The sequence below is a fragment of the Psychrobacter sp. K31L genome (assembly GCF_017942195.1).
Lineage (GTDB): Bacteria > Pseudomonadota > Gammaproteobacteria > Pseudomonadales > Moraxellaceae > Psychrobacter > Psychrobacter glaciei.
Map to the genome: position 1 here is coordinate 269921 of NZ_JAGKSC010000004.1, position 21023 is coordinate 290943.

Genomic DNA, 21023 nt, shown 5'->3' on the forward strand with positions numbered 1-21023 from the left:
GAAAGTTTATTTCAGTAGCACGTTTTGACATTTACGATTATCACCACATAGTTAAGGACAACTATGACCACTCCTGATGACCCGATTTATTTCTTAGCTATCGATAACGGCACCCAAAGCGTTAGAGCGCTTATCTTTGATCAATTCGGCACTGAGATCGCCAAAGCCCGTGTGCCTATCGAGCCGTATTTCTCTAAGCAGCCCAACTATGCCGAGCAACATGCCGACTACTATTGGCAAAAGCTCAGCGAGGCATGTCAGCAGTTATGGCAAAGCTGCGATGTCACCCCAGCACAAATCGCCGGTGTCAGTCTCGCGACCCAGCGCTATACGATGATTTGTTTGGATAAGGATAAACAGCCGCTGCGCCCTGCTATCGTCTGGATGGATTTGCGCCGCGCTGAGACCAATGATATTGGTTTCCTAAATCCATTGACCAAAATCATCGGCATGGGCGAGCTAGTCTCCGAGGCGCAGCAAAAAGCCCGCTGTAATTGGCTCGCGCAAAACGAGCCTGAAATCTGGGCGAAGACTGCGCACTATGTCAATCTCTCCGCCTACCTCACCTACCAGCTCACAGGCGAACTCGCTGATTCGACAGGCCATTCGGTTGGCTACCTGCCTTACAACTTTAAAGCACAAAAGTGGCTAAAACCCACAGATCTCAAATGGCGCTTATTCAGCTGTACCCCCGATCAAATGCCCAAAATTATCTCGCCCGGTCAAAAGCTCGGTCAAATTAGTCTTCAAGCCGCCGAGGCCACAGGTATCCTTGAGGGCACACCGATGATTGCTGCCGCCAGCGATAAAGCTTGCGAAGCTCTAGGGGCAGCGGGTCTCGCTACTGATACGGCCTGCTTAAGCTTTGGTACCACTGCCACTATTAACACCATCTCTACCGATTACGTCGAAGTCCTCAAGCACATGCCCGCCTACACCGCCGCCGCGCCAAACTATTACAACCATGAGTATATGATCTATCGTGGCTTTTGGATGGTCAGCTGGTTTAAAGAGCAGTTTGCTCACTACGAGGAGCAGCTGGCGCAGACTCAAGGTATCGATACCGAAAAACTCCTCGATCAAGCGGTCAAAGACATTCCGGCAGGGTCTATGGGTCTGATGATGCAGCCATATTGGTCGCCCGGTGTTCGTCATCCGGGGCTTGAGGGCAAAGGCGCGCTCATTGGCTTCGGTGACGTGCACACGCGAGCGCACGTTTACCGCGCTATCTTAGAAGGGTTGGCCTACGAGCTTAAGCTTGGTTTTGATACCATTGAGAAGCGCACGGGCAAGCCCATCAAACACTTGCGCGTCTCTGGCGGCGGCTCCCAAAGTGACTCAGCCATGCAGCTCACAGCAGATATTTTTGGCATGCCCGCCTACCGACCGCATACTTATGAAGCCTCAGGCTTAGGCGCTGCCATCAACTGTGCGGTGGGTCTTGGCGTTTATCCTGACCATTTAACCGCGACACAAGCGATGACCCATTTGGGCGATGAATTCTTACCCATTGATGCCAATGTCCAGCTCTACAAGCGCTTGTATAATGAAGTCTATCTAAAGATGTACGAGCGCTTACAGCCCTTGTATCATAGTATTCAAGACATCACCGGCTACCCTGCCAAATAAGATAAAACGTCTGCGTCAGCCTAACCTTAATATTGATTAGGAGTGATGGCTTGCGTTGCTGTTTAATTGTCATCACTATTTAAGGCTGTATAAATACGGTTCAAGCCTTCTACCAACACCGCTTGAGGACAGGCCACGTTAATACGCATTTTAAGGTGTCCCTCATTACCATATTTGATACCAGAATTTAGCTCAACTTTAGCGTCTCTAAGCGTGTCATAAAGCGTCTGATCATCCTCGCCATATGCCGAGCAATCGAGCCAGATTAAATACGACGCTTCTGGGCGCATCACCTTAATTTTAGGTAAATGCTCTTCTAAAAAGTGAATCGTTAATTCGATATTTTTTTCAATATAACCAAGCGCCTGCTCAAGCCACTCATCGCCCTGTTCATAAGCACTACGCATAGCTGCATAAGCAAATAAATTCAGCTCATACTCGTCATTTAATTGCTGCCGTTGGCTGATTTTTTTGATTAATGACTCATCTTTAGCAAATATCAGTGAGCCTTTGATACCAGCGATATTAAAAGTTTTGGTCATAGAAGTAAGGCTTACTACGTTGTGCTCATAATCTTTTGCTAGCGTCAAAAAAGGCGTGAATGTGTAACCTTGTAAGGTTAAATCCTGATGAATCTCATCGCTGACAATCGCTACATTGTGCTTTTTGCAAACCGCAAGCAGTGCTGCTAGCTCCTCTCTCGTCCACACGCGCCCGCCAGGATTGTGCGGATTACAAAGGAGATAAAGCTTAACCTTATGCTCAACTATTTTGGCTTCGATATCGGCCAAATCAAGTTGATATTTACCCTCAATTTCTTTTAATGCAGAGGTCACTAGCTTGCGACCGTTTTGCTCCACCTTAGTCATAAAAGGGGTGTAAATGGGATCATTGACCAGTACCGCATCCCCTACTTCAGTAAATACGCTCATCATCAGCGCCAAGCTTGGCACGACACCGGGTGAGAACAAAATATGCTGCTCATCCAACCACAAATCATAACGACTACCATGCCAGCCAATAATCGATTTATACAAAGCCGCAGTAGGTTTGGTATAGCCCAATATGCCATGCTGCGCAATTTTCTCAATCGCGTCTAATATCGGCTGGGCGGCCTTAAAATCCATATCTGCCACCCATAGTGGAATCGTGTCATCGGTATAGTGCCATTTGACTGACCCCGTATCACGCCTATCAATTATCTCATCAAAGTTATATAGCACTGACATTCTCCTAACAGATAGTGGTCACTTATTATAGTCTAGATAATAGCGTTGTCTTTACTGTTTGAATGATTAGGACACGCCCTAGCAGTCTTAGCCTCTTTCAACCGTAATTATCTATTCATCGGCTTAAACGACCTTTGAGTAAATAATGCTAACAATAATTAAATTTTCATCAAATATTAATGTTACATTTATATTGCGAATTCTGAATAGTATCTAGGGCGTGTCATCAATTAACACATGGATACATTTAGTGGTTTTAAAATGGCTAAATTTAGCCAAACATCGTCAGAAACCTTGTCAATATGTTCATATTTACGGCAATTTCTTTCTTGTTTGGCTGCAATTTTCCTCAGTTTAAGCCTCACAATCTAAATGATGACACGCCCTAGTCGTTTACGTCAGAGTACGCTGATATGACGAGCGTTAAGATAGACATTGACCTCTACCAACCAATTAGCCCCGAGGGCTTTTAAAAAAGGATATAGCATTATGAAAACGGATTTTCTACCATGCTCAGCACTAAAAATTAGTGCGCTTACCCTAGCCATTGCTGCCACTTCTGCATGCACTGCTATGGCAACAGGCGCTGAGGCTCAGCCCATTACTGCAAACGCTCAAATGATGGCAAACGCTAACTCTACTGCCATTACTTTAGGCAATAGTGCTATGTCTAGCGGCACTAACGACACGGTTGCTATCGGTAATATGGCCAATGCAGGTCTGAACTCAGCAACCGCTGTCGGTGGTCAAGCCAATGCGGCAGGTCTAGGTTCAACGTCTATCGGTTGGCAGTCAAAAGCCACTGCCGAACGCGCGCAAGCATTTGGTCATCTGGCCAATGCTAGCGGTGTTCGCTCTACCGCAGTCGGTGAAGCCGCTATGGCTGGTGGCACCAATGACACAGTCGCTGTTGGTAATAAAGCCAATGCAGGTCTGAATTCAGCAACGGCTGTCGGCGGCGAAGCCAATGCCGCAGGTTTAGGCTCAACCTCTATCGGTTGGAAATCCAAAGCCACAAGCGAGCGCGCACAAGCGTTTGGTCATTTAGCTGACGCTAGTGGTGTTCGTGCTACGGCAGTCGGTGAAGCGGCTGCAGCACAAGGTGCAAACTCAGTCGCTGTTGGTAATAAATCTATGGCAGCTGGCATGAATAGCATCGCTATCGGTAACGGAGCAATGGCAGCCAAAACCAACCAAGTCGTCTTAGGTAATGCCGGACAAGTGCAGTCCAGTACCGCAGCACAGTCAGGTACGGTCAGAATCGTCACTATCGATGACAACGGCACGTTAGGCACTATGATGGTTGACTACTACAAGTCGGCTAAATAATAATCAATCAGAGCTAAGTTGCTAACGCTGGTGCAACTATGACCAGACACACTCGATAAGATAATGAGACCTCGCCATGGCGGGGTTTTTATTGTTCAGGTTAAAAGTATTAGAAAGGTCGTAAGGTGTGGTTGGCGCGGCGTAACTCGCCGAACAGGTTGAGAATCATCTAAAAATCGAAGGTAGTCATAATCCTAATAAAGGGTTGGAGCTGATCGCGCCTTTTGCTTGTATCTGCACCCCTAAGCGAGGCGGGCACTAACGGCTGATGGCATTCCTGTATTCTCGATACTACCCTCAGTCGAGTGCCCACAACTCGCTTAGTCGCACAGGATACCGCGTCAGTCACGGCTAAAAAACCTCTATATAGCTAAGTTTACCGATAAAATAAAAAAGGTTTATTCAAAAAGATACTGCTTACTTCTATCATCTTCTGTTATAGGAAGTTTAAATGGTTTAGCAGTTAATAATGTATTGCCAACGCTTATACATCTACCGTTTAAGTTTTTAAAGTTAGCATCAACGTAGCTCTTAAGCTTCGATTGATCTTCAAACTCATCTTTAACAACAAAAAAGCCAGAATCACTAGGAGAGTTAAAAAACTGTACAAATTTTTCTCGGAAGTGCTTTTTGGTTTTATTTCTAAACTCTTGTATAGACGACTCATTGCTTGAAGTATATGACTTAAGGATATATAAAAAATTTAATTTGTATTCATGAATAAACAAGGTATCTCTATCAAACAGACGCTCAGGAAAGTGTGCTGATTTAGTAGGTTTGTTGCCTTTCACCTTTAACAGGGGCTCTTCAAATATACGGTAATTATCAATATACCCATAAATAAAGAAGTTAGGACTTATATTATAACCTTCTGTAATATCATCTCTATATCTTAATCCATCAGGTAGCTTCGATTTTTGGTTTAAAACATCAATGTGAAATTGAATGACATTTTTAGCATAGGTGAACTGCTTAAATTTTGAAATTTGCCCAGCACTATTCACAGATTTGTAATATTTAGAATCACCAATATAAAAAATATTAGAGTTATCAATCAATGATTTATCAGAATATATATGATCTATGATTTTTCCATCTGGATGGTTTTTCAATTTCTTGAGTGAAAGCCCTTCTCTATTCTCTACAGAAATATTGTCTGTTGTAGGATTGGAAAACAGCTTATCTACCATGTCTTCAAACACTATATTATAATTATCGATCGTTATAAATTCTTGATTGATATTTGATCTTGAACCTAAATCATTTTTAGTAAAGTATAATTCGCATAAGCGGTACATTTTTTTATAGACGTCAGAGAAGTAACGATATTTTATTTTTTTTAACTTGCTCAACCCATTACTTTTGAGTGTTTCAAAAGCTTTGCCCTTTATAAGACTATAACTTTTATCAATAGCTATATTTAAGCCATGTTCTTGGTTAAAATACTCCAAGATAGAGAAGAAATATATTAAAAGCTCTTCTTGTCTATTTACTGTTTTGTTTTTATTTAAAAACTGATGATATACAGGTTGTCCTGCACTATTTATCAGAGGCAGTTGTTTACGAATAGTTTTAGGCCAGTTAGTTCGCTTAGCTGTCTTGGAAATTGATTGAATATGCCTATATAGGATTGGGTTTTTGTTTTTTTTATAAAAATTTACGAAAGTAAGTAACAAGTCTAAATAAGTGTATTCTTGCTCAGTAATATTTGAGTTTAGTAGAGTCTGATCGCTTTTATGAAGTAAAATACTTTCACTGTGTCTGCGTTTAAACTCCTTAAGACTGTTATAGAAATAAACCAATAGTTGACGTACCCATTGATACTTATCATCGTGCTTAAAAGTATCATTTGAGTCTATATTTACTAACTCTAGTACATCTATATCAAATACTGTGTTTCCATTTTCACGCATAAAAACTTTAGGCAACATATAAACTAAAGATTTCTTTTTAGACGAATAGTAATAACCTACTGTGGTTATTGTGCCCTTAAAGTTATCTTGCGTGTAAAAGCTAGCGTCTTCTAGTATTTCTGCTAAAAGCAGCAGTGGGTAGGCTTCGCCTTCAATTAGTATCTTCATTTGAAGCTGTATCCATTACTGTATGAACTTCAATATCTAAACTTACTAATATACTTTCAATTTGAGACTTACCGTTCGTCTCAATAGGAAAAAAGTCTTCATAAGTCACATCTTCTGCGAATATTGACTCACTTCCAAACTCATCTTTGAACACATCATTCCACAAGTAGAACATTGCTTTATTTATGAATATTTTCAGGGTAATGCTATCTGTTTGGGGCTTGATAAAGTAATTACCTATGCATTTATCCATACCCAAATTAGGATTAGTCTTAATCTCAGAGTTAACTTTTCTGATAAAGTCTAACCAATAGAAATATTCTTGATCATTAACAAAAACCTTGAATTTCGACGATGGGTTATCTTCACTAACTTCATAATTTATAGGTATATATTCCCAGTCCCAACGACGCTTGAAAGCACTATCCATTGGAAATAACGATTGATCTGAGGTATTCATGGTTGCCAAAATTGACAGATTATTAGGCATTCTTAGGCCATCAACAATCCCTTCATGACTATCTGAAAGTTCGCTAACTAGATGAGCTTTTAACTCATTAGATGGCGTAACCGTATAATTTTGATTTTGATCTAGTAATTGGAAGATATCACCAAATATTTCAGCACAATTACCACGGTTGATCTCTTCTATAACTAAATAAAATTGCTCTTGAGGATTTTTCCATGCTCTAACATACATGTTTGTAAAAACTTGAGGAACAAACCTATACTTGATGTTGTTTTCATCATTCTCATCACTGGTAGGTCTATAGCCACCGACAAATGATACGTAATCATAGTCAGGATGGAAGGTAACTGTCTCTTTATTTCCATTAGGTACAGCTTCAAGCTTTTCTTTGATAGTGTGTGACTTACCAGTACCAGGTGCACCATAGTAAATAGTATTAGGTTCTTTATTAGGGAAATATATCCTTATATCAGCATCTGGCTCAGGATATTCAATTAATAAATCTTCAAGTTTTGCAATTGTAATATCAAGCTCTTGTAAATCTAAAAATATTTTTTTGTGTTCATAATCCTCAATAGTAAAGTTATTAGCCCAGCTAATTATTTTACTAAGCGTACAAAATAGTGGCTTAGTCTGTACAGTAGCCATAGCATTAGCTGTACTGTCAGTATAGAATTCACTACCTAAATCTCTCCAAGTCTTTTCAACATACATTTCATTACCTTGGAATAAACTCAGATTCTGATTAATATCTTTTAAAGTCTGTAAAACTGCATCTATACCTATTGCAAAATACTTATCGCTTGTATTACTAAACCTCAAATAACCCCATCGAGTATTGATCTCCGTTTTAAATTTCTCATGTTCTGAAATATCTTTTAAATAATGTTCTAACTCCTTAATCATAATAACTGCCTCTTAATCTCTGAAAACACAGATCTAATCACGGGCACTGACACACTATTACCAAATTGCTGGTAAGCCTGTGTATCAGACACTGGAATAACAAAGTTGTCATCGTATCCTTGTAAGCGACAAGCTTCTCTAGGTGTGACCTTTCTAGGATTTTTTCCTTTTTGATCTATCATTATTTCACTACCATCTTTGTAGTAACGTGCTGATATCGTGCTTGTGTAAGGCGAGCTTGCATCAAACAAACTAAAGCCAAAACCATTGCCTTTTCTTTTATGCTCTTCTTTTCTTCTTAAATGACCTGCATATAACTTATCAGATATTGTGTATTTTTCAGGCACATTCTCTTCTAATATATCGCCGAGACTCACTTTTTTAGCATTAGTTTGAAGAGTTTCTTTATCAAAAATTAGTTCATCTTTAGGTGTTAGCCCGTAAGGAAAAGAAAACTCTTTATTAGAATCTTTCAGCCATGCAACGATGAAAATTCGTTCTCTATTTTGAGGTACACCAAAATATTTAGAATTGAGCACTTCATTTTTCACTTCATAACCAAGCTCATTTAAAGTGCGAGTTATAATGGAAAGTGTTCTACCTTTGTCATGGTTTCTTAGTCCTTTAACATTTTCAAGAAAAACTATTTTCACTGGATTACCAGCTTTCTTCCTTTCTTGTAGTATTTGCACCACGTCAAAAAATAGAGTGCCTCTTGTATCTTCAAAACCTTTTTTCAAACCTGCTTGAGAGAATGGCTGACAAGGAAAGCCAGCACATAAAACATCAAATGAAGAAGGTATATCTTGTTTAGTTTCTTCTAACGTAATATCTCCAAGAGGTTTATCACCATAATTTACTTCATAAGTAACTTGAGAGAACTTATTCCACTCTGAAGTAAAAACACACTTTCCCCCTAAATCTTGCAAAGCAAGTCTAAACCCACCTATTCCTGCGAATAAGTCAATAAATGTAAAATCAGGATTTATAGGCGCTGGAAACGGTACTTGCTCTTCAAAAATATCTTCTTGAACCATGCTCATGGACTAGTCTAAACCTTATGGAATTTAAAAATTACGATAGTAGAGCATTGTGAATGATACAAAATTAGATGGCAAGTTGAATACTTTGATATACGACATTAAACGTCGTAAATTCCTACTTCCCCACAAACTCAGCCTCACGTCTCTCAACCATCGCTATCACGCCTTCTTTTGCATCTTCTGAATGAAAGAGCGGCGGCAGATAGCTATGAATATTGGCCAATGCCGTTGCTGCGCCATTGCGACTGGCATCTTGCGCGGATGATAAAGCACCTCTCACACCTAAAGGCGCGGCTTTACAAATTTCTTCTGCCAACGTCAATGCCCGATCGTACTCAGTCCCATTAGCCACCACTTCGCTGACCAAATTCAGCCTGTCAGCCGTTTGCGCATCGAACGCCTTACCCGTGAGTAGATACGGCATGGCTTTTTGCCAGCCAGCTGCTGCTACAAACCGTACTGTTGCACCACCAAATGGCATGATACCGCGCTGGACTTCCATTTGTGCAAAGTTGCAGTTATCACTAGCGATGACCACATCACTATTGAGCATCAGCTCGATAGCCACAGTAAAGCAAGTGCCTTTTACTGCTACTACTACTGGCTTGGTGCGCAATTTTCCACTGATGCCCCACGGGTCGATTTGGTTATCGTCAAACTCAAACACACCGTCATTTAGCTTGTCTTGCAGCTCTACCAAATCCAGACCTGCGGTAAAATGATCTCCATGAGCAAATATTAAGGCACAGCGTAAATTGTCATCTTCCTCATAGCGAGTGAGCGCTTCAGATAACTGCGCTATCATATGACTGTCAAAGGCGTTGCGTTTGTCGGCTCGATTTAGCCCGATCAGGCAAATATGGTCGTCTGTTTCTTGGGTAATGCGATTGTCTGTGCAGTTATTATTTTCCATAGTCATGGTCTTATCCTTTTTAGAATGCTAGTTTGCAGGGTTCACCCTATGCCAAATCAATATTGCTAAAGATTTATTCGACTTACTTTTAATATAGACATACACCCTCTGCAACGCAAGCACCGTTTTCGCGTTGATGAATAGCTGACATCAATATTAGTTGACCTGATTTGCGATAAGTGCAACTATTATTCAAACTAAGACATGACTCAGAGTATTTTATGGAATTTTGGCACGGTTTTTTGCTGATCACTAGCGTCCATCTACTCGCTGCTGCCTCTCCAGGGCCTGATTTTGTCTTGGTATCACAGCAGACATTGGCAAAAGGTCGACGCACAGGTTTGATTTGTAGCCTTGGTATCACTTTTGGTTTAGCAATACACATTATCTATTCGGTGCTGGGACTGGCAACAGTGATTGCCCATTCACAGCCGCTATTGACTGCTATTAAATGGTTGGGTGGTAGCTATCTGATTTATCTCGGATGGCAAGGTATTCAAGCCAAACCAAAAAAACCATTAGATTTAGCAGATTCAGAAAATGTAGGCATTGATACTTCAAACACTAAGTCTACCGAGCAAGCACAGCTGCTTTCTACCAAAAAACCTTCTATTAATAGCGACTCAACTTTCGCCATTCTACGTCGCGGCTTTTTTTGCAATGTATTTAACCCAAAAGCGCCGGTGTATTTTGTCGCCATATTTACCTTAGTACTGTCACCTGACATACCGCTTTGGCAGTTAGCAATCTATGGCGTATGGATGATGGTCTTGCAGATGGCATGGTTTAGCACGGTGGTGATGTTACTTTCTATCCCTGCGATTCATCGCCGCTTTCAATGCTTTGAGCATTGGATAGACCGCGTCTTGGGTACAGCGATGATTGTATTGGGATTAAATCTTATCTTACGTAGCCGATAAGACCTTCGTTACCTACGAAATCTGCTAAAATGGTGCATTATATTCAAACATCAAAGCCCGATACTATGACCAGTAAGCCTATGAACCGTCGCCCGACCGCCAACAATCACAGAAACAGATCGCCTGAGACTGCTAAAAAACTCGGTCAGCTACATCCGCGCAATCCGCACCAAGGTCGCTATGACTTTGCGGTATTGACCCGTGCCTTGCCAGAGCTTGCCAAGCATACCATTACCAATCCTAATGGCGAGCCAACGATTAACTTCTCTGATCATCAAGCGGTAAGAGTGCTTAATCAGGCGCTATTGGCCCATTACTATGGTGTCAAGTTTTGGGACATTCCCGAAGGTTACCTATGTCCACCGATTCCGGGACGCGCAGATTACATTCACTATGTTGCCGACTTACTTGCGCAAACCAGTCATGCAAATAACGACAACCTCCCGCCAACGGGCAAAGAAATCCACGCTTTAGATATCGGTACGGGTGCCAGCGCCATTTATCCGATTATCGGTAGTCAAAGCTATGGTTGGCGCTTTACCGCGAGCGATATCGACCCTATTTCGGTCAATACCGCAGCATTGATTTGTGATGCCAATCCGAAGCTAAAAGGCGCGGTGAAAGTTAAACTACAACCCAACCCCAAAAAGTTTTTTGCAGGCATCATCGGTCGTCAAGATTACTTCGATGTGGTCGTTTGTAACCCTCCGTTCCACGCTTCATTAGAAGAAGCGATGGAATCCAATACTCGCAAGCAGCATAATTTGCAAAGACATCGTGGTAAGAACGAAAGCGAGCAAGTAAGCCGTAGCTCAACGAAATCTGGCAATGCCGCACAAAATCTAAACTTCGGCGGTCAGCATAAAGAGCTATGGAGTGAAGGCGGCGAGATTACCTTTTTAACCAAAATGATAAAAGAGAGCCAAGACTTTGCTGAGCATGTTGGCTGGTTTACTAGCTTGGTCTCAAAATCTGAAAATGTTAAGCCTTTACAACTATTGTTAAAGCAGCTCGATGTCACACAGATGCGCATTATTGAGATGAGCCAAGGGCAGAAAAATACCCGTATATTGGCATGGCGTTTTAACACTGACGAAGAGTAGCAACAACCGTTTTTAATTTTTAAAGTTTCACGTGAAACATAAAAAGCACCGCTCTAGAACCCAGAGCGGTGCTTTTTATTGAGAAAATGGGTTGAAATGAAATATAGTCAAAATATTCTAAAAACGCGTCGGTATTGCTGATATCAATTTTTTGTAGCCTCTGTCTGCGCAGGCACAGCAAGCAAGAAAAATTGATATCAGCAGTGCGTCATGTATCGATATTACTTTTCACTCACTATAGTTATTTAGCCAAAAAACATGATTTTTACACCAATTAAAATAAGCACCAAACCACCTAATGCTTCGGCTTTATCCTCTAACCATGTGCCAGAGCGCCAGCCTAAATAAACACCGAACAGCCCAAATACAGCAGTGACTACAGCGATAATTAAACAAGCCAACCAAGCATTCAACGCCAATAAGTTAAGCGTAAACCCTGCCGCCATGGCATCAATACTAGTAGCAATTGCGAGCGTAAGCATAGTGCGATGATTGATATGGTTGTTTCCAGTATGAATGACTGCCACTTCGTCACCAGCCATATCAATATCATGGGCTTTTAGATGAAGCGCGCTGTCTACCGCATCCTCCCCATCGCCAGCAAACACCTCATACAGCATTTTGCCACCGAGACCGATCAGTATAATGCCACCGATCCAAGGTGCAGCAGCAGCCAGCCAACCTAGTAAAGCCGCACCTAACAAATAGCCAATAAGCGGCATAATACCCTGCGCAATACCAAAATATAAGCCCGCATAGACAGCTAAACGCAGCAAATATTGCTTGCTCTGTTTTTGCGACTTAGCACCCAGCCCAATCGCGACGGCAAATGCATCCATGGCTAGAGCAACAGCAAGTAGCACGACTTCAATCATTTTATTTTTTCACTTATGCTAATAATTTATAACTGAGACAGTTTAATGAAGGTTTATAGTCGTTTCAATTTAAAAAGACTACAATGCTGCTGAAATAAATTTTTCGAAGCCTCTAGAGTGCGCAGCGCACAGCAAGCGAGAAAATTTTATATCAGCAGGATATTATTTTTGATTAAGTTTCACGTGAAACAACCTTAACATTAAAAAACCACCGCATTGATTACCAAAGCGGTGGTTTTTTAGCGAGTCACAATATTATGCTATTTAAATATCTAGGTTAGAGACTGTTAACGCATTCTCTTCGATAAAGATACGACGTGGCTCAACATGATCGCCCATTAGGCAGGTAAACATATGATCCGCGGCGATGGCATCTTCAATAGTAACACGTAGCATACGACGGTTTTCAGGGTCCATCGTCGTATCCCACAGCTGATCGGCGTTCATCTCCCCTAGCCCTTTGTAGCGCTGGATGGCTAGACCACGACGCGCATCAAGCATCATCTGCTGCCAGAGATAATCAAAGTCACGGACTGGGATATCTTTGCTAGCCCCCGTAGTATTCTCACGGCGGATAAATGCGCTATCCTCAAGCAAAGTGTTCCATTCCGCCGATAAGCGTAGCAACTTGGTATATTCGCCTGAATTGATAAAGCTTGCATCTAGCAGATAATGATGGGCCAATTGATGCACATAAACCGTGATGCGAGGTAACCATTGTGCTTTAGCCGATAACGCTTCACCGTCAGAAGTGTCGCCATCTTCAGCTGCTACGGCAGGTTTCATACCCAATAAATCTGCAGCGGCTGCATCCATATTTTTTGGTTGCGGCGCATGAATATTAATCAATTCAATCTCAGGGCTCAGATCACTACCGAAGTGCTCAAGCTGAGTTTGCATAGTCTCTTGCCACCCTTGCATAGCAGACTTATCGTAAGTCATGTCGGTGCTAAGCTTCGGCGTATGCGTTAAAGCATCCAAAATCACCGCTGGAAAACGAATTTGCAAACGGGCTTTAATCAGCTGCGTTTGGTTATAATCATTCAATAGCGTCTCTAACGCTTGCCCAGTAATTGCAGGTGCATCCTCACTAATATGTAGCTTGGTATTGTCAATTGTCGATGACAGTAGATACGCTTTAAGCGCTTCATCATCTTTTAGATACAGCTCTTGACGACCTTTTTTCACTTTATATAGTGGTGGCTGAGCGATATAAATATAGCCACGCTCGATCAGCTCTGGCGTTTGACGGAAGAAGAAGGTCAACAGCAAGGTACGAATGTGTGACCCATCAACGTCGGCGTCGGTCATGATGATGATTTTATGATAGCGTACTTTATCAGGATTATATTCATCAGGGCCGATACCACAGCCAAGCGCGGTAATTAGATTACCCACTTCCGCAGACGACAGCATCTTGTCAAAACGCGCACGCTCAACGTTTAGAATTTTACCTTTTAGTGGCAAAATCGCTTGAGTCTTACGGCTACGACCTTGCTTCGCTGAACCACCTGCAGAGTCACCCTCCACGATATAAAGTTCTGAAAGCGCTGGATCTTTTTCTTGGCAATCGGCCAACTTACCAGGCAAACCGGCGATATCCAAAGTAGTCTTACGACGCGTCATTTCACGCGCTTTACGAGCTGCGTCACGAGCGCGTGCCGCATCAATGATTTTATTTGCAATGGCTTTACTAGCCGTTGGATTTTCTAACAAAAAGTCGTTGAACTTATCATGCATTGCCGATTCAACAGCAGACTTTACTTCACTTGAGACCAGCTTATCTTTGGTTTGACTAGAGAATTTCGGATCAGGCACTTTAACCGAGACAATTGCGGTCAAACCTTCACGCGCATCGTCGCCCGTCGCGGTCACTTTCTCTTTTTTAAATAAGTTTTCACGATCCATATAGCTGTTTAGACAACGGGTCAATGCCGAACGAAAGCCTGATAAATGCGTACCACCATCGCGCTGCGGGATGTTGTTGGTAAAGCACAATACTTTTTCGTTATAAGTATCAGTCCATTGCAAGGCCACTTCGACACTGATGCCGTCATCTTGCTCACTATCAAAATGAAAGACTTCGTTGACGCCATCTTTGCCCGCATTAATATAGCTCACAAACTCTGACAATCCACCTTTATGCTCAAACTCATGACGCTTATCGATGCGCTCATCGGTCAAGACGATGCGTACACCTGAGTTCAAAAACGACAGCTCACGCAAACGCTTGGCTAAAATATCATATTCGAAGATAGTGCCAGTAAATACGTCGTTACTAGGGTAAAAGCGGATTTGAGTACCGGTTTTATCCGTCGCTTCCATTTGCTGAATGTCAGCATCAGGCACACCATCGGTATACGTCTGATGGTAGTGATAGCCTTCACGCCAGATATTCATTTCCAGCTTTTTAGATAGGGCGTTAACGACCGAAACGCCGACACCATGCAGACCGCCTGAGACTTTATAGCTATTATCATCGAACTTACCGCCTGCATGCAGGACAGTCATAATAACCTGCGCCGCTGACACACCCTCTTCTGGATGGATGTCGACAGGGACACCGCGACCATTATCCATGACGCTGACCGACTCGTCTTCGTGAATGACGATATCGATCTGATCACAATGACCGGCCAATGCTTCATCGATAGAGTTATCCACTACCTCAAAGACCATATGATGCAAGCCAGTGCCGTCATCGGTATCACCGATATACATCCCAGGACGCACGCGCACGGCTTCTAAACCGCGTAAGACACGGATATCTTTGGAGCTATAATCAGAAGGTAAACTCTCAGGAACGGCAGCAGGGACAATCGTGTCAACGACAGTATCTGACACCATAGCATCTGAAACTGTCGTATCGGCTGTCAATTGCTCGTAATCGGTAGGTAATGAATCACTCATGTGCATTCCTTAATCTAGCCATCATCAGCCCATCACGGGCGCACCATTACGGTGACGCCTCACGATGTTATCTTAGACTTAACGTTTTATGGTCAAAGTCTTTCATGCGTATTAGTAGCTAAATAGCGTTAGCTACAACTTTGTGGCGTGTCTTTAAAGACATAAAATTAGCGCTCAGTTTTTTAATACTAGCTTCTGTTTTTTTGAACATTATTGAAGCCAAGTAAAATAAATAAAACGCATGTTTATCAGCCACTTAGAATTTTATAGATAATAAAAAAACTCTATATCACGCCATAAGATAACTTGCTGAGAATAGGACAAAAATAAAGCCCCATTTTAGCATTTTTTCCCTTCTAAGTCACTGTTTACTGGCAGTTTTATCACTATTCGTCAAGTATTTTAGGATAGTGAAAATTATGCTGGAGTAAGGGTGGAGTTTATAGGTCAAATGCAGAGTTGACGACAAAGCAAGGAGGCAATAATGTCAAAAATAATTGCTATTGGGCAGATGAGATTTGACCTTGTTTCACATGAAACAAATTAGGTTCTGACCATAATTTGTTGACTAGCGGCACGATATCCTCGGTCAAACTGGTCATAAATACCTGACAGGGCAGCTGTGCTAGCGTTGACAATAAAATCTCAATCGCCCTATCATCCAGCTCTGCGGTGATATCATCTAACAGTACCACGGGTGTCACTCGTGATTTAAAATCATTATTAGAGGTATCAGTACCTTTTTCAGTATTAAGTAGCAGCGGCAACTGTGATAAGCGCAATGCGGTAATCAATAGTTTCTTTTCACCACGCGACAACACATTAGCGGCCTGCTCTTTTAAAACGGGTAATTTCGTGTGCACATCACCTTCTACTGTCGTGCTTTTAGCTTCCTGCCCTTCATGCATGGCTAGCGGCTCGCTAGAGCGCCAATGGACATGAATATCAGCACGGTGGTTACCGATGCGGGTATAGCCCAGCTGCAAATCCTGCTCTAAGCGTTCATTAAGCTGCACATCGAGCGCAACATTGGTGTCGTAACCGGCGCTATAGCTCAAGCTTAATTGCTCCGCATAAGTAGGCAATAACTGAGCAATGCTTTGAGCAAAATAAGGCTGCCATTCGCTAAATATTCGTTCTCGATAGTGATGGATAAGTGCGGCATGATTGCTCAGACCTTTGTCCCATGCTTTTAGCTCAGCGAGTTGAACTTGGGTCAAATGACGCGATTTTTTTAGCAAACTATTGCGCTGTTTTAACAGGCGTTGATAAGCCACCCACTGCGGATGAAATCCTTGTTTCATGTGAAACACCAACCAATCCAATAGCTGTCGACGACTGGCACTGCCCTGCTCTAACATGTCCATCGTAGAAGGATCTATCAATAGTGTGGGGAGCTGTTCGGTTAAGATGCTTTGATTGTAGACCGTGGTTTGATTGAGGCGTAGTATCGTCGTCGCATCGGCTTGCTTTTGAATCGCTAAAGCACTGCTGTCACTGAGCTTAGCATGTACCGTCGCGTTGTCTTTATGATGCTGAATATAGCGTTTGGGCTGGTGATGACGAAAGCTTTTACCTCTTGATAATAAGAATATCGCTTCTAATAGCGAGGTTTTGCCACTACCATTCGCGCCGATAATGACGTTGCAAGCAGTGGCAGGTAGATTAACTTGGCTGAGGTTACGTAGGTGTGAGATTTGTAGACGTTCAATCATAATGTCGACAGCCGCCTATTTTCGCCACCTACATTTTAGCAGGCAAAAGTTTAATTAATTAAAGATTTTTCGAGGTTGCAGATGTTAGTTTTGAATGTAAAAACGGTCTTTAAAACAACGCTATAAAGATAGCGACACCGTCTAACTCGATAAGTGCCACGGTCTAACTGTACAGCTTTCTACAAAACTAAAAGTACTATATACGCATTGGCATAATGACATATTGATGAAATTCATCATTCAGCTGATTCACTAGCACTGAGGCGTTAGATTGGCTCATATGCATTTGTAGGTCACCTTGGATGACACCTAGCACATCTTGCAGATAGGCGGCATTAAAGGACAGCTCCATCGGCTCTCCTTGATACTTAGCTTGTATCATCTCAACTGCTTCATCTTGCTCAGCGTTATTAGCGCGTACTTCTACCATACCGTCGCTGGCAAAATTAAACACCACGCCACGTGATTTTTCGTTACTCAAAATCGCGACACGGCGTAGCACATCCGTCATTTTTTCTTGATTAAACAAAGCCAATTTATCGGTATTGCTTGGCATGACACGGCGATAGTCAGGGAACTTACCGTCGATCAGACGCGCGGTAAAGGTAACCATTAGATTATCACTCACCTGCCCTGCACTATCCACCTCACCGAATGGCAAGCTTACTTGCAAAAACTCGCGACCGAAACTTAGCGTTACTGCGTTATCTTGATCACCTAGCATTTTACCAAGCTCAGAGGCCAAACGCTCAAGCTCAATCACCGCTTTACGCGGCAGGATGGCTTGCATGTTCAGATCTGCACTCACATCAATGACACTACGCGCCAATGCCAGTCTATGTCCGTCAGTCGCAACGGTGGTTAGCTGCTGCTGTGAAACATCAAACAGCATACCAGTTAAATAATAACGGACATCTTGAATCGCCATGGCAAACTGGGTTTTATGAATCAAATCAGTAAGACGGCTACGGCTGATGGTCAACGGTGTGATATTTTCAGGATTGCCCAAGCTTGGATAATCTTCGCTAGGCAATGTACCCAAGGTAAAACGGCTCTTACCACTGGTCAGCAAGCAGCGCTCGTTTTCTTGGGTGGCAAGACTAACTTGTGCTTGTGCTGGTAAAGATTTGCAGATATCTCTCAGCTTGGTCGCAGGTAAGGTGGATGTACCTGCTTCCACGCAAGCACCAGCAGGCAATTTCAACGTCGATGTCAGCTCTACCTCTAAATCAGAAGCGGTCAAAATAAGCGCTGACTCAGACAACTGTAGCTTGATATTACCCAAGATAACCATATTGTGGCGTTTGTCAGCGGCTTTGGCGATCAGGTTAATAGCTTTTAGTAACGACTCTCGATTAATCGATAATTGCATGCTTGGTTACTCTTATTTGAATGATTCTTTTTATATAAATGTAAAATAATGACTCAATAATACCTTGTCTACTGACGATAATCCATAAGGTATCTGTCTGTTGACACTCGCAATATTATAAACCATATCAGCCGACTAAAATATAGTGTAACCACAGCCTAAAAATAGTGCAGCCACACCCTAAATTTAACGACTGCATACGCCTTTAACCTGCTTGTAACATCAGCGCGAGTGTCTTGTAATCCTTATCGAACGCAGGATCGGCGGCGCGCAGCTCATTAACTTTATCACAAGCATGCATCACCGTCGTATGATCCCGGCCGCCAAAAGACTGTCCAATCTCTGGAAAGCTATCGCTGGTCAATTCACGTGATAATGCCATGGCTATTTGGCGTGGTCTAGCAATACTACGCGTGCGCTTACGCCCCATCATATCTTTGATAGTCACATCATAGTACTCAGCGACCACTTTACGAATATTATCCATATTCACGGCTTGGACACGCATTGCGACGATATCTTTCAACGCATATTGCACCATTTCGAGAGTAATCTGTGCGCCTGTCAAATTAGCATTGGCAAATACTTGATTTAGAGCACCTTCTAAACGGCGAACATTTGAAACCACATTTTGAGCGATGAATAATGCGCATTCCTTAGGCAGTGTCATGCCATGTGATGCCGCTTTTTTCTGCAATATTTGTACTCGTGTATCAATCTCAGGCGGATCAACAGCCACCGTCAAACCCCAAGAAAAACGCGATCTAAAACGTTCATCAAACTCCGTCATTTGTGAGGGATGACGATCTGATGCCAAAATCAGTTGCTTGTCACCACTGGTAAAATCTGCAAATAACGTTAAAAACTCATTACTACTTTTAGTCTTTCCTGCTAAGACATGAATATCATCTACAATCAATAAATCTACTTTTTTTATTTTCTTTTTAAAATCTTCTATTTTATTATTTCTTAATGAATAAACCAATTGATTAATAAATTTTTCAGAAGTGAAATAATAAAAACTTTGATTATTTTTTAAATAGCGATGTGCTACTGAATGCATTAAATGCGTTTTTCCCAATCCTGAAGGGCCATATATAAATAAAGGATTATGACGGTTTTTTGACTGGCGTTTACTAAGCTCATAACAAGCTTTATACGCCAGATTATTAGACTTACCAGTAACAAAAGTCTCAAAGGTAAAGTCAGGGTTTAGATAGCTCAAAGATTTGGCATCAGCAGAGTCTACTAAGGCAGCGTGACGCATGTTGGCATCGATATCTGCACGCGCATTATTCTGATGTATAGATTCAAATTTGTGTTCGGCAGGGGTAGGGGAGGGTTTGTCCTCTTCAAATAGCGAACCTGATTGTGACTGATTATTTTCGTCTGACTCTCGACCCGCATTGTCGACCCGCACGATCACTTCTTCGATAACACCTTGACTGTGCTTAGCCACCAGTTGCTGGATATCTTGCAGATGGTTTTTTTTGATATACGTCACAAAATAATCGTTAGGCGCAAGAATGATCAGCGTTTGTGCTTCTTGATGAGCTGATAAAGGTCTTAACCACATAGTAAATACATTATCTTTGACGTTATAACGTAGGTCGTTTAGACATTTATCCCAAATAGTTGCTGTATCTATCATGAAAAACAATAACCCCATAATCCGAAATAATAAAGGTGCCTAAACGGCATAATTGGTCGACCAGCATCCGATATTGTCGCTGAGTACTATCTCAAAGAAACCATTAGAGAATACGCCAAAATCATATATCAAGCAGGGGGCTAATCTAACACAAATACCCTGTGGATAACATCCTGTTTTTTGTGGATAAGACTGTGGATAGTTTTGTGGATAAGTCAATAACCCAAGTTATCCATATTTCACCCACAGGTTATCCACAGGTTTACCCATAGCCTAGTATCTTGATAATAAAGGATAAATAAGACTTAACCCCAGATAATCATGCTCCCAATAACAACAATACTTATATATATTAATCATTAATTATTATAGAGCACGACGATTTCTGTGGATAACTTTATGAAATTAAAACTGAGATCAGCCAGTCAGTAACTAATAAATTAATGGAATTCTGCAGTCAGTTGAAAGAATTTAATCATCACGTTGATAACAAAAAATTAGTTTATTGACCAAAATACAATGCAATGGTATAATCCTCCGTTATTACGAATTTAGTCCATTATTTTGATAGGTGAGTTATGAAACGTACATTCCAACCAAGCGTGATCAAGCGTAAACGTACTCACGGTTTCCGTGCTCGTATGGCAACTAAAAAAGGCCGTCAGGTCTTAGCTCGTCGCCGCGCTAAAGGACGTCATCGTCTTACTGTATAATTACTAGATAACGATAAGCATGGCTAATAGTGCTTGTTGTGTTTCTATTGTTTATAGATTGCGATAGTCAATCATCACAACTGACACGTAGCCGTATATCAAAAGCGCCCAAATAGGCGCTTTTTTTGTCTCTATATTTTATGGTTATTTCTGATATTGTCACCA

The 21023-nt window shown here is 41.8% G+C and carries 15 protein-coding genes; 5 read left to right on the forward strand and 10 right to left on the reverse strand.

Going from position 1 to position 21023, the window contains the following annotated elements; all coding sequences use genetic code 11:
- Positions 1-63 precede the first annotated feature (63 nt).
- Complete coding sequence (locus J5X94_RS08800; RefSeq protein ID WP_201589032.1) at positions 64-1629, forward strand: FGGY-family carbohydrate kinase; 1566 nt, start codon at positions 64-66, stop codon at positions 1627-1629.
- A gap of 62 nt (positions 1630-1691) precedes the next feature.
- On the opposite strand, the gene J5X94_RS08805 is transcribed toward J5X94_RS08800, so the two are convergent.
- The gene (locus J5X94_RS08805) at positions 1692-2858 is read right to left on the reverse strand and encodes a MalY/PatB family protein (RefSeq protein ID WP_210540989.1); all 1167 of its coding nucleotides are present in this window, start codon (positions 2856-2858) and stop codon (positions 1692-1694) included.
- Positions 2859-3347: 489 nt separating this feature from the next.
- On the opposite strand from J5X94_RS08805, the gene J5X94_RS08810 reads away from it, so the two are divergent.
- Positions 3348-4187 carry a hypothetical protein gene (locus J5X94_RS08810; protein WP_210540990.1) on the forward strand — a complete coding sequence of 280 codons (840 nt, stop codon included), beginning with the start codon at positions 3348-3350 and terminating at the stop codon, positions 4185-4187.
- 398 nt (positions 4188-4585) lie between these two features.
- Here the strand turns inward: J5X94_RS08810 and J5X94_RS08815 are convergent, their stop codons facing one another.
- The 4 genes from J5X94_RS08815 to J5X94_RS08830 form a co-directional block, all read right to left on the reverse strand.
- Positions 4586-6268: a hypothetical protein gene (locus tag J5X94_RS08815; protein WP_210540991.1), complete on the reverse strand. Its 1683-nt coding sequence runs from the start codon at positions 6266-6268 to the stop codon at positions 4586-4588.
- Positions 6252-7643 (reverse strand): McrB family protein, encoded by a 1392-nt coding sequence (locus J5X94_RS08820; protein WP_210540992.1) that lies wholly within the window; start codon positions 7641-7643, stop codon positions 6252-6254. The genes J5X94_RS08815 and J5X94_RS08820 overlap by 17 nt, the downstream gene beginning before the upstream one ends.
- Complete coding sequence (locus tag J5X94_RS08825) at positions 7640-8686, reverse strand: DNA cytosine methyltransferase (protein ID WP_228293211.1); 1047 nt, start codon at positions 8684-8686, stop codon at positions 7640-7642. The genes J5X94_RS08820 and J5X94_RS08825 overlap by 4 nt, the downstream gene beginning before the upstream one ends.
- A 115-nt stretch (positions 8687-8801) precedes the next feature.
- Positions 8802-9605 carry a crotonase/enoyl-CoA hydratase family protein gene (locus tag J5X94_RS08830; RefSeq protein ID WP_210540993.1) on the reverse strand — a complete coding sequence of 268 codons (804 nt, stop codon included), beginning with the start codon at positions 9603-9605 and terminating at the stop codon, positions 8802-8804.
- Between the two features lie 215 nt (positions 9606-9820).
- Between J5X94_RS08830 and J5X94_RS08835 the strand changes: the two genes are divergently transcribed.
- Together J5X94_RS08835 and rlmF are read left to right on the forward strand one after the other, a co-directional pair.
- The gene (locus J5X94_RS08835; RefSeq protein ID WP_210540994.1) at positions 9821-10519 is read left to right on the forward strand and encodes a LysE family translocator; all 699 of its coding nucleotides are present in this window, start codon (positions 9821-9823) and stop codon (positions 10517-10519) included.
- Between the two features lie 65 nt (positions 10520-10584).
- Positions 10585-11622 (forward strand): 23S rRNA (adenine(1618)-N(6))-methyltransferase RlmF, encoded by a 1038-nt coding sequence (gene rlmF, locus J5X94_RS08840; protein WP_210540995.1) that lies wholly within the window; start codon positions 10585-10587, stop codon positions 11620-11622.
- Between the two features lie 245 nt (positions 11623-11867).
- On the opposite strand, the gene J5X94_RS08845 is transcribed toward rlmF, so the two are convergent.
- From J5X94_RS08845 to dnaA, 5 genes are all read right to left on the reverse strand, one after another.
- Positions 11868-12497, reverse strand: a complete 630-nt coding sequence (locus J5X94_RS08845; protein ID WP_210540996.1) for a manganese efflux pump MntP family protein — start codon at positions 12495-12497, stop codon at positions 11868-11870.
- A 264-nt stretch (positions 12498-12761) separates the two neighbouring features.
- Positions 12762-15407 carry a DNA topoisomerase (ATP-hydrolyzing) subunit B gene (gyrB, locus tag J5X94_RS08850; protein ID WP_228293212.1) on the reverse strand — a complete coding sequence of 882 codons (2646 nt, stop codon included), beginning with the start codon at positions 15405-15407 and terminating at the stop codon, positions 12762-12764.
- 500 nt (positions 15408-15907) lie between these two features.
- Positions 15908-17122: a DNA replication/repair protein RecF gene (recF, locus tag J5X94_RS08855; protein ID WP_210540997.1), complete on the reverse strand. Its 1215-nt coding sequence runs from the start codon at positions 17120-17122 to the stop codon at positions 15908-15910.
- A 196-nt stretch (positions 17123-17318) separates the two neighbouring features.
- On the reverse strand, positions 17319-18494 hold the full coding sequence (gene dnaN, locus J5X94_RS08860; RefSeq protein WP_210540998.1) for a DNA polymerase III subunit beta: 1176 nt from the start codon (positions 18492-18494) through the stop codon (positions 17319-17321).
- A 205-nt stretch (positions 18495-18699) separates the two neighbouring features.
- A complete protein-coding gene (dnaA, locus tag J5X94_RS08865) occupies positions 18700-20145 on the reverse strand; it encodes a chromosomal replication initiator protein DnaA (RefSeq protein WP_210540999.1) in 1446 nt (481 codons plus the stop codon).
- Between the two features lie 578 nt (positions 20146-20723).
- On the opposite strand from dnaA, the gene rpmH reads away from it, so the two are divergent.
- Positions 20724-20858, forward strand: coding sequence for a 50S ribosomal protein L34 (gene rpmH, locus J5X94_RS08870; protein ID WP_007394757.1), 135 nt, complete (start codon positions 20724-20726; stop codon positions 20856-20858).
- Positions 20859-21023: the final 165 nt, after the last annotated feature.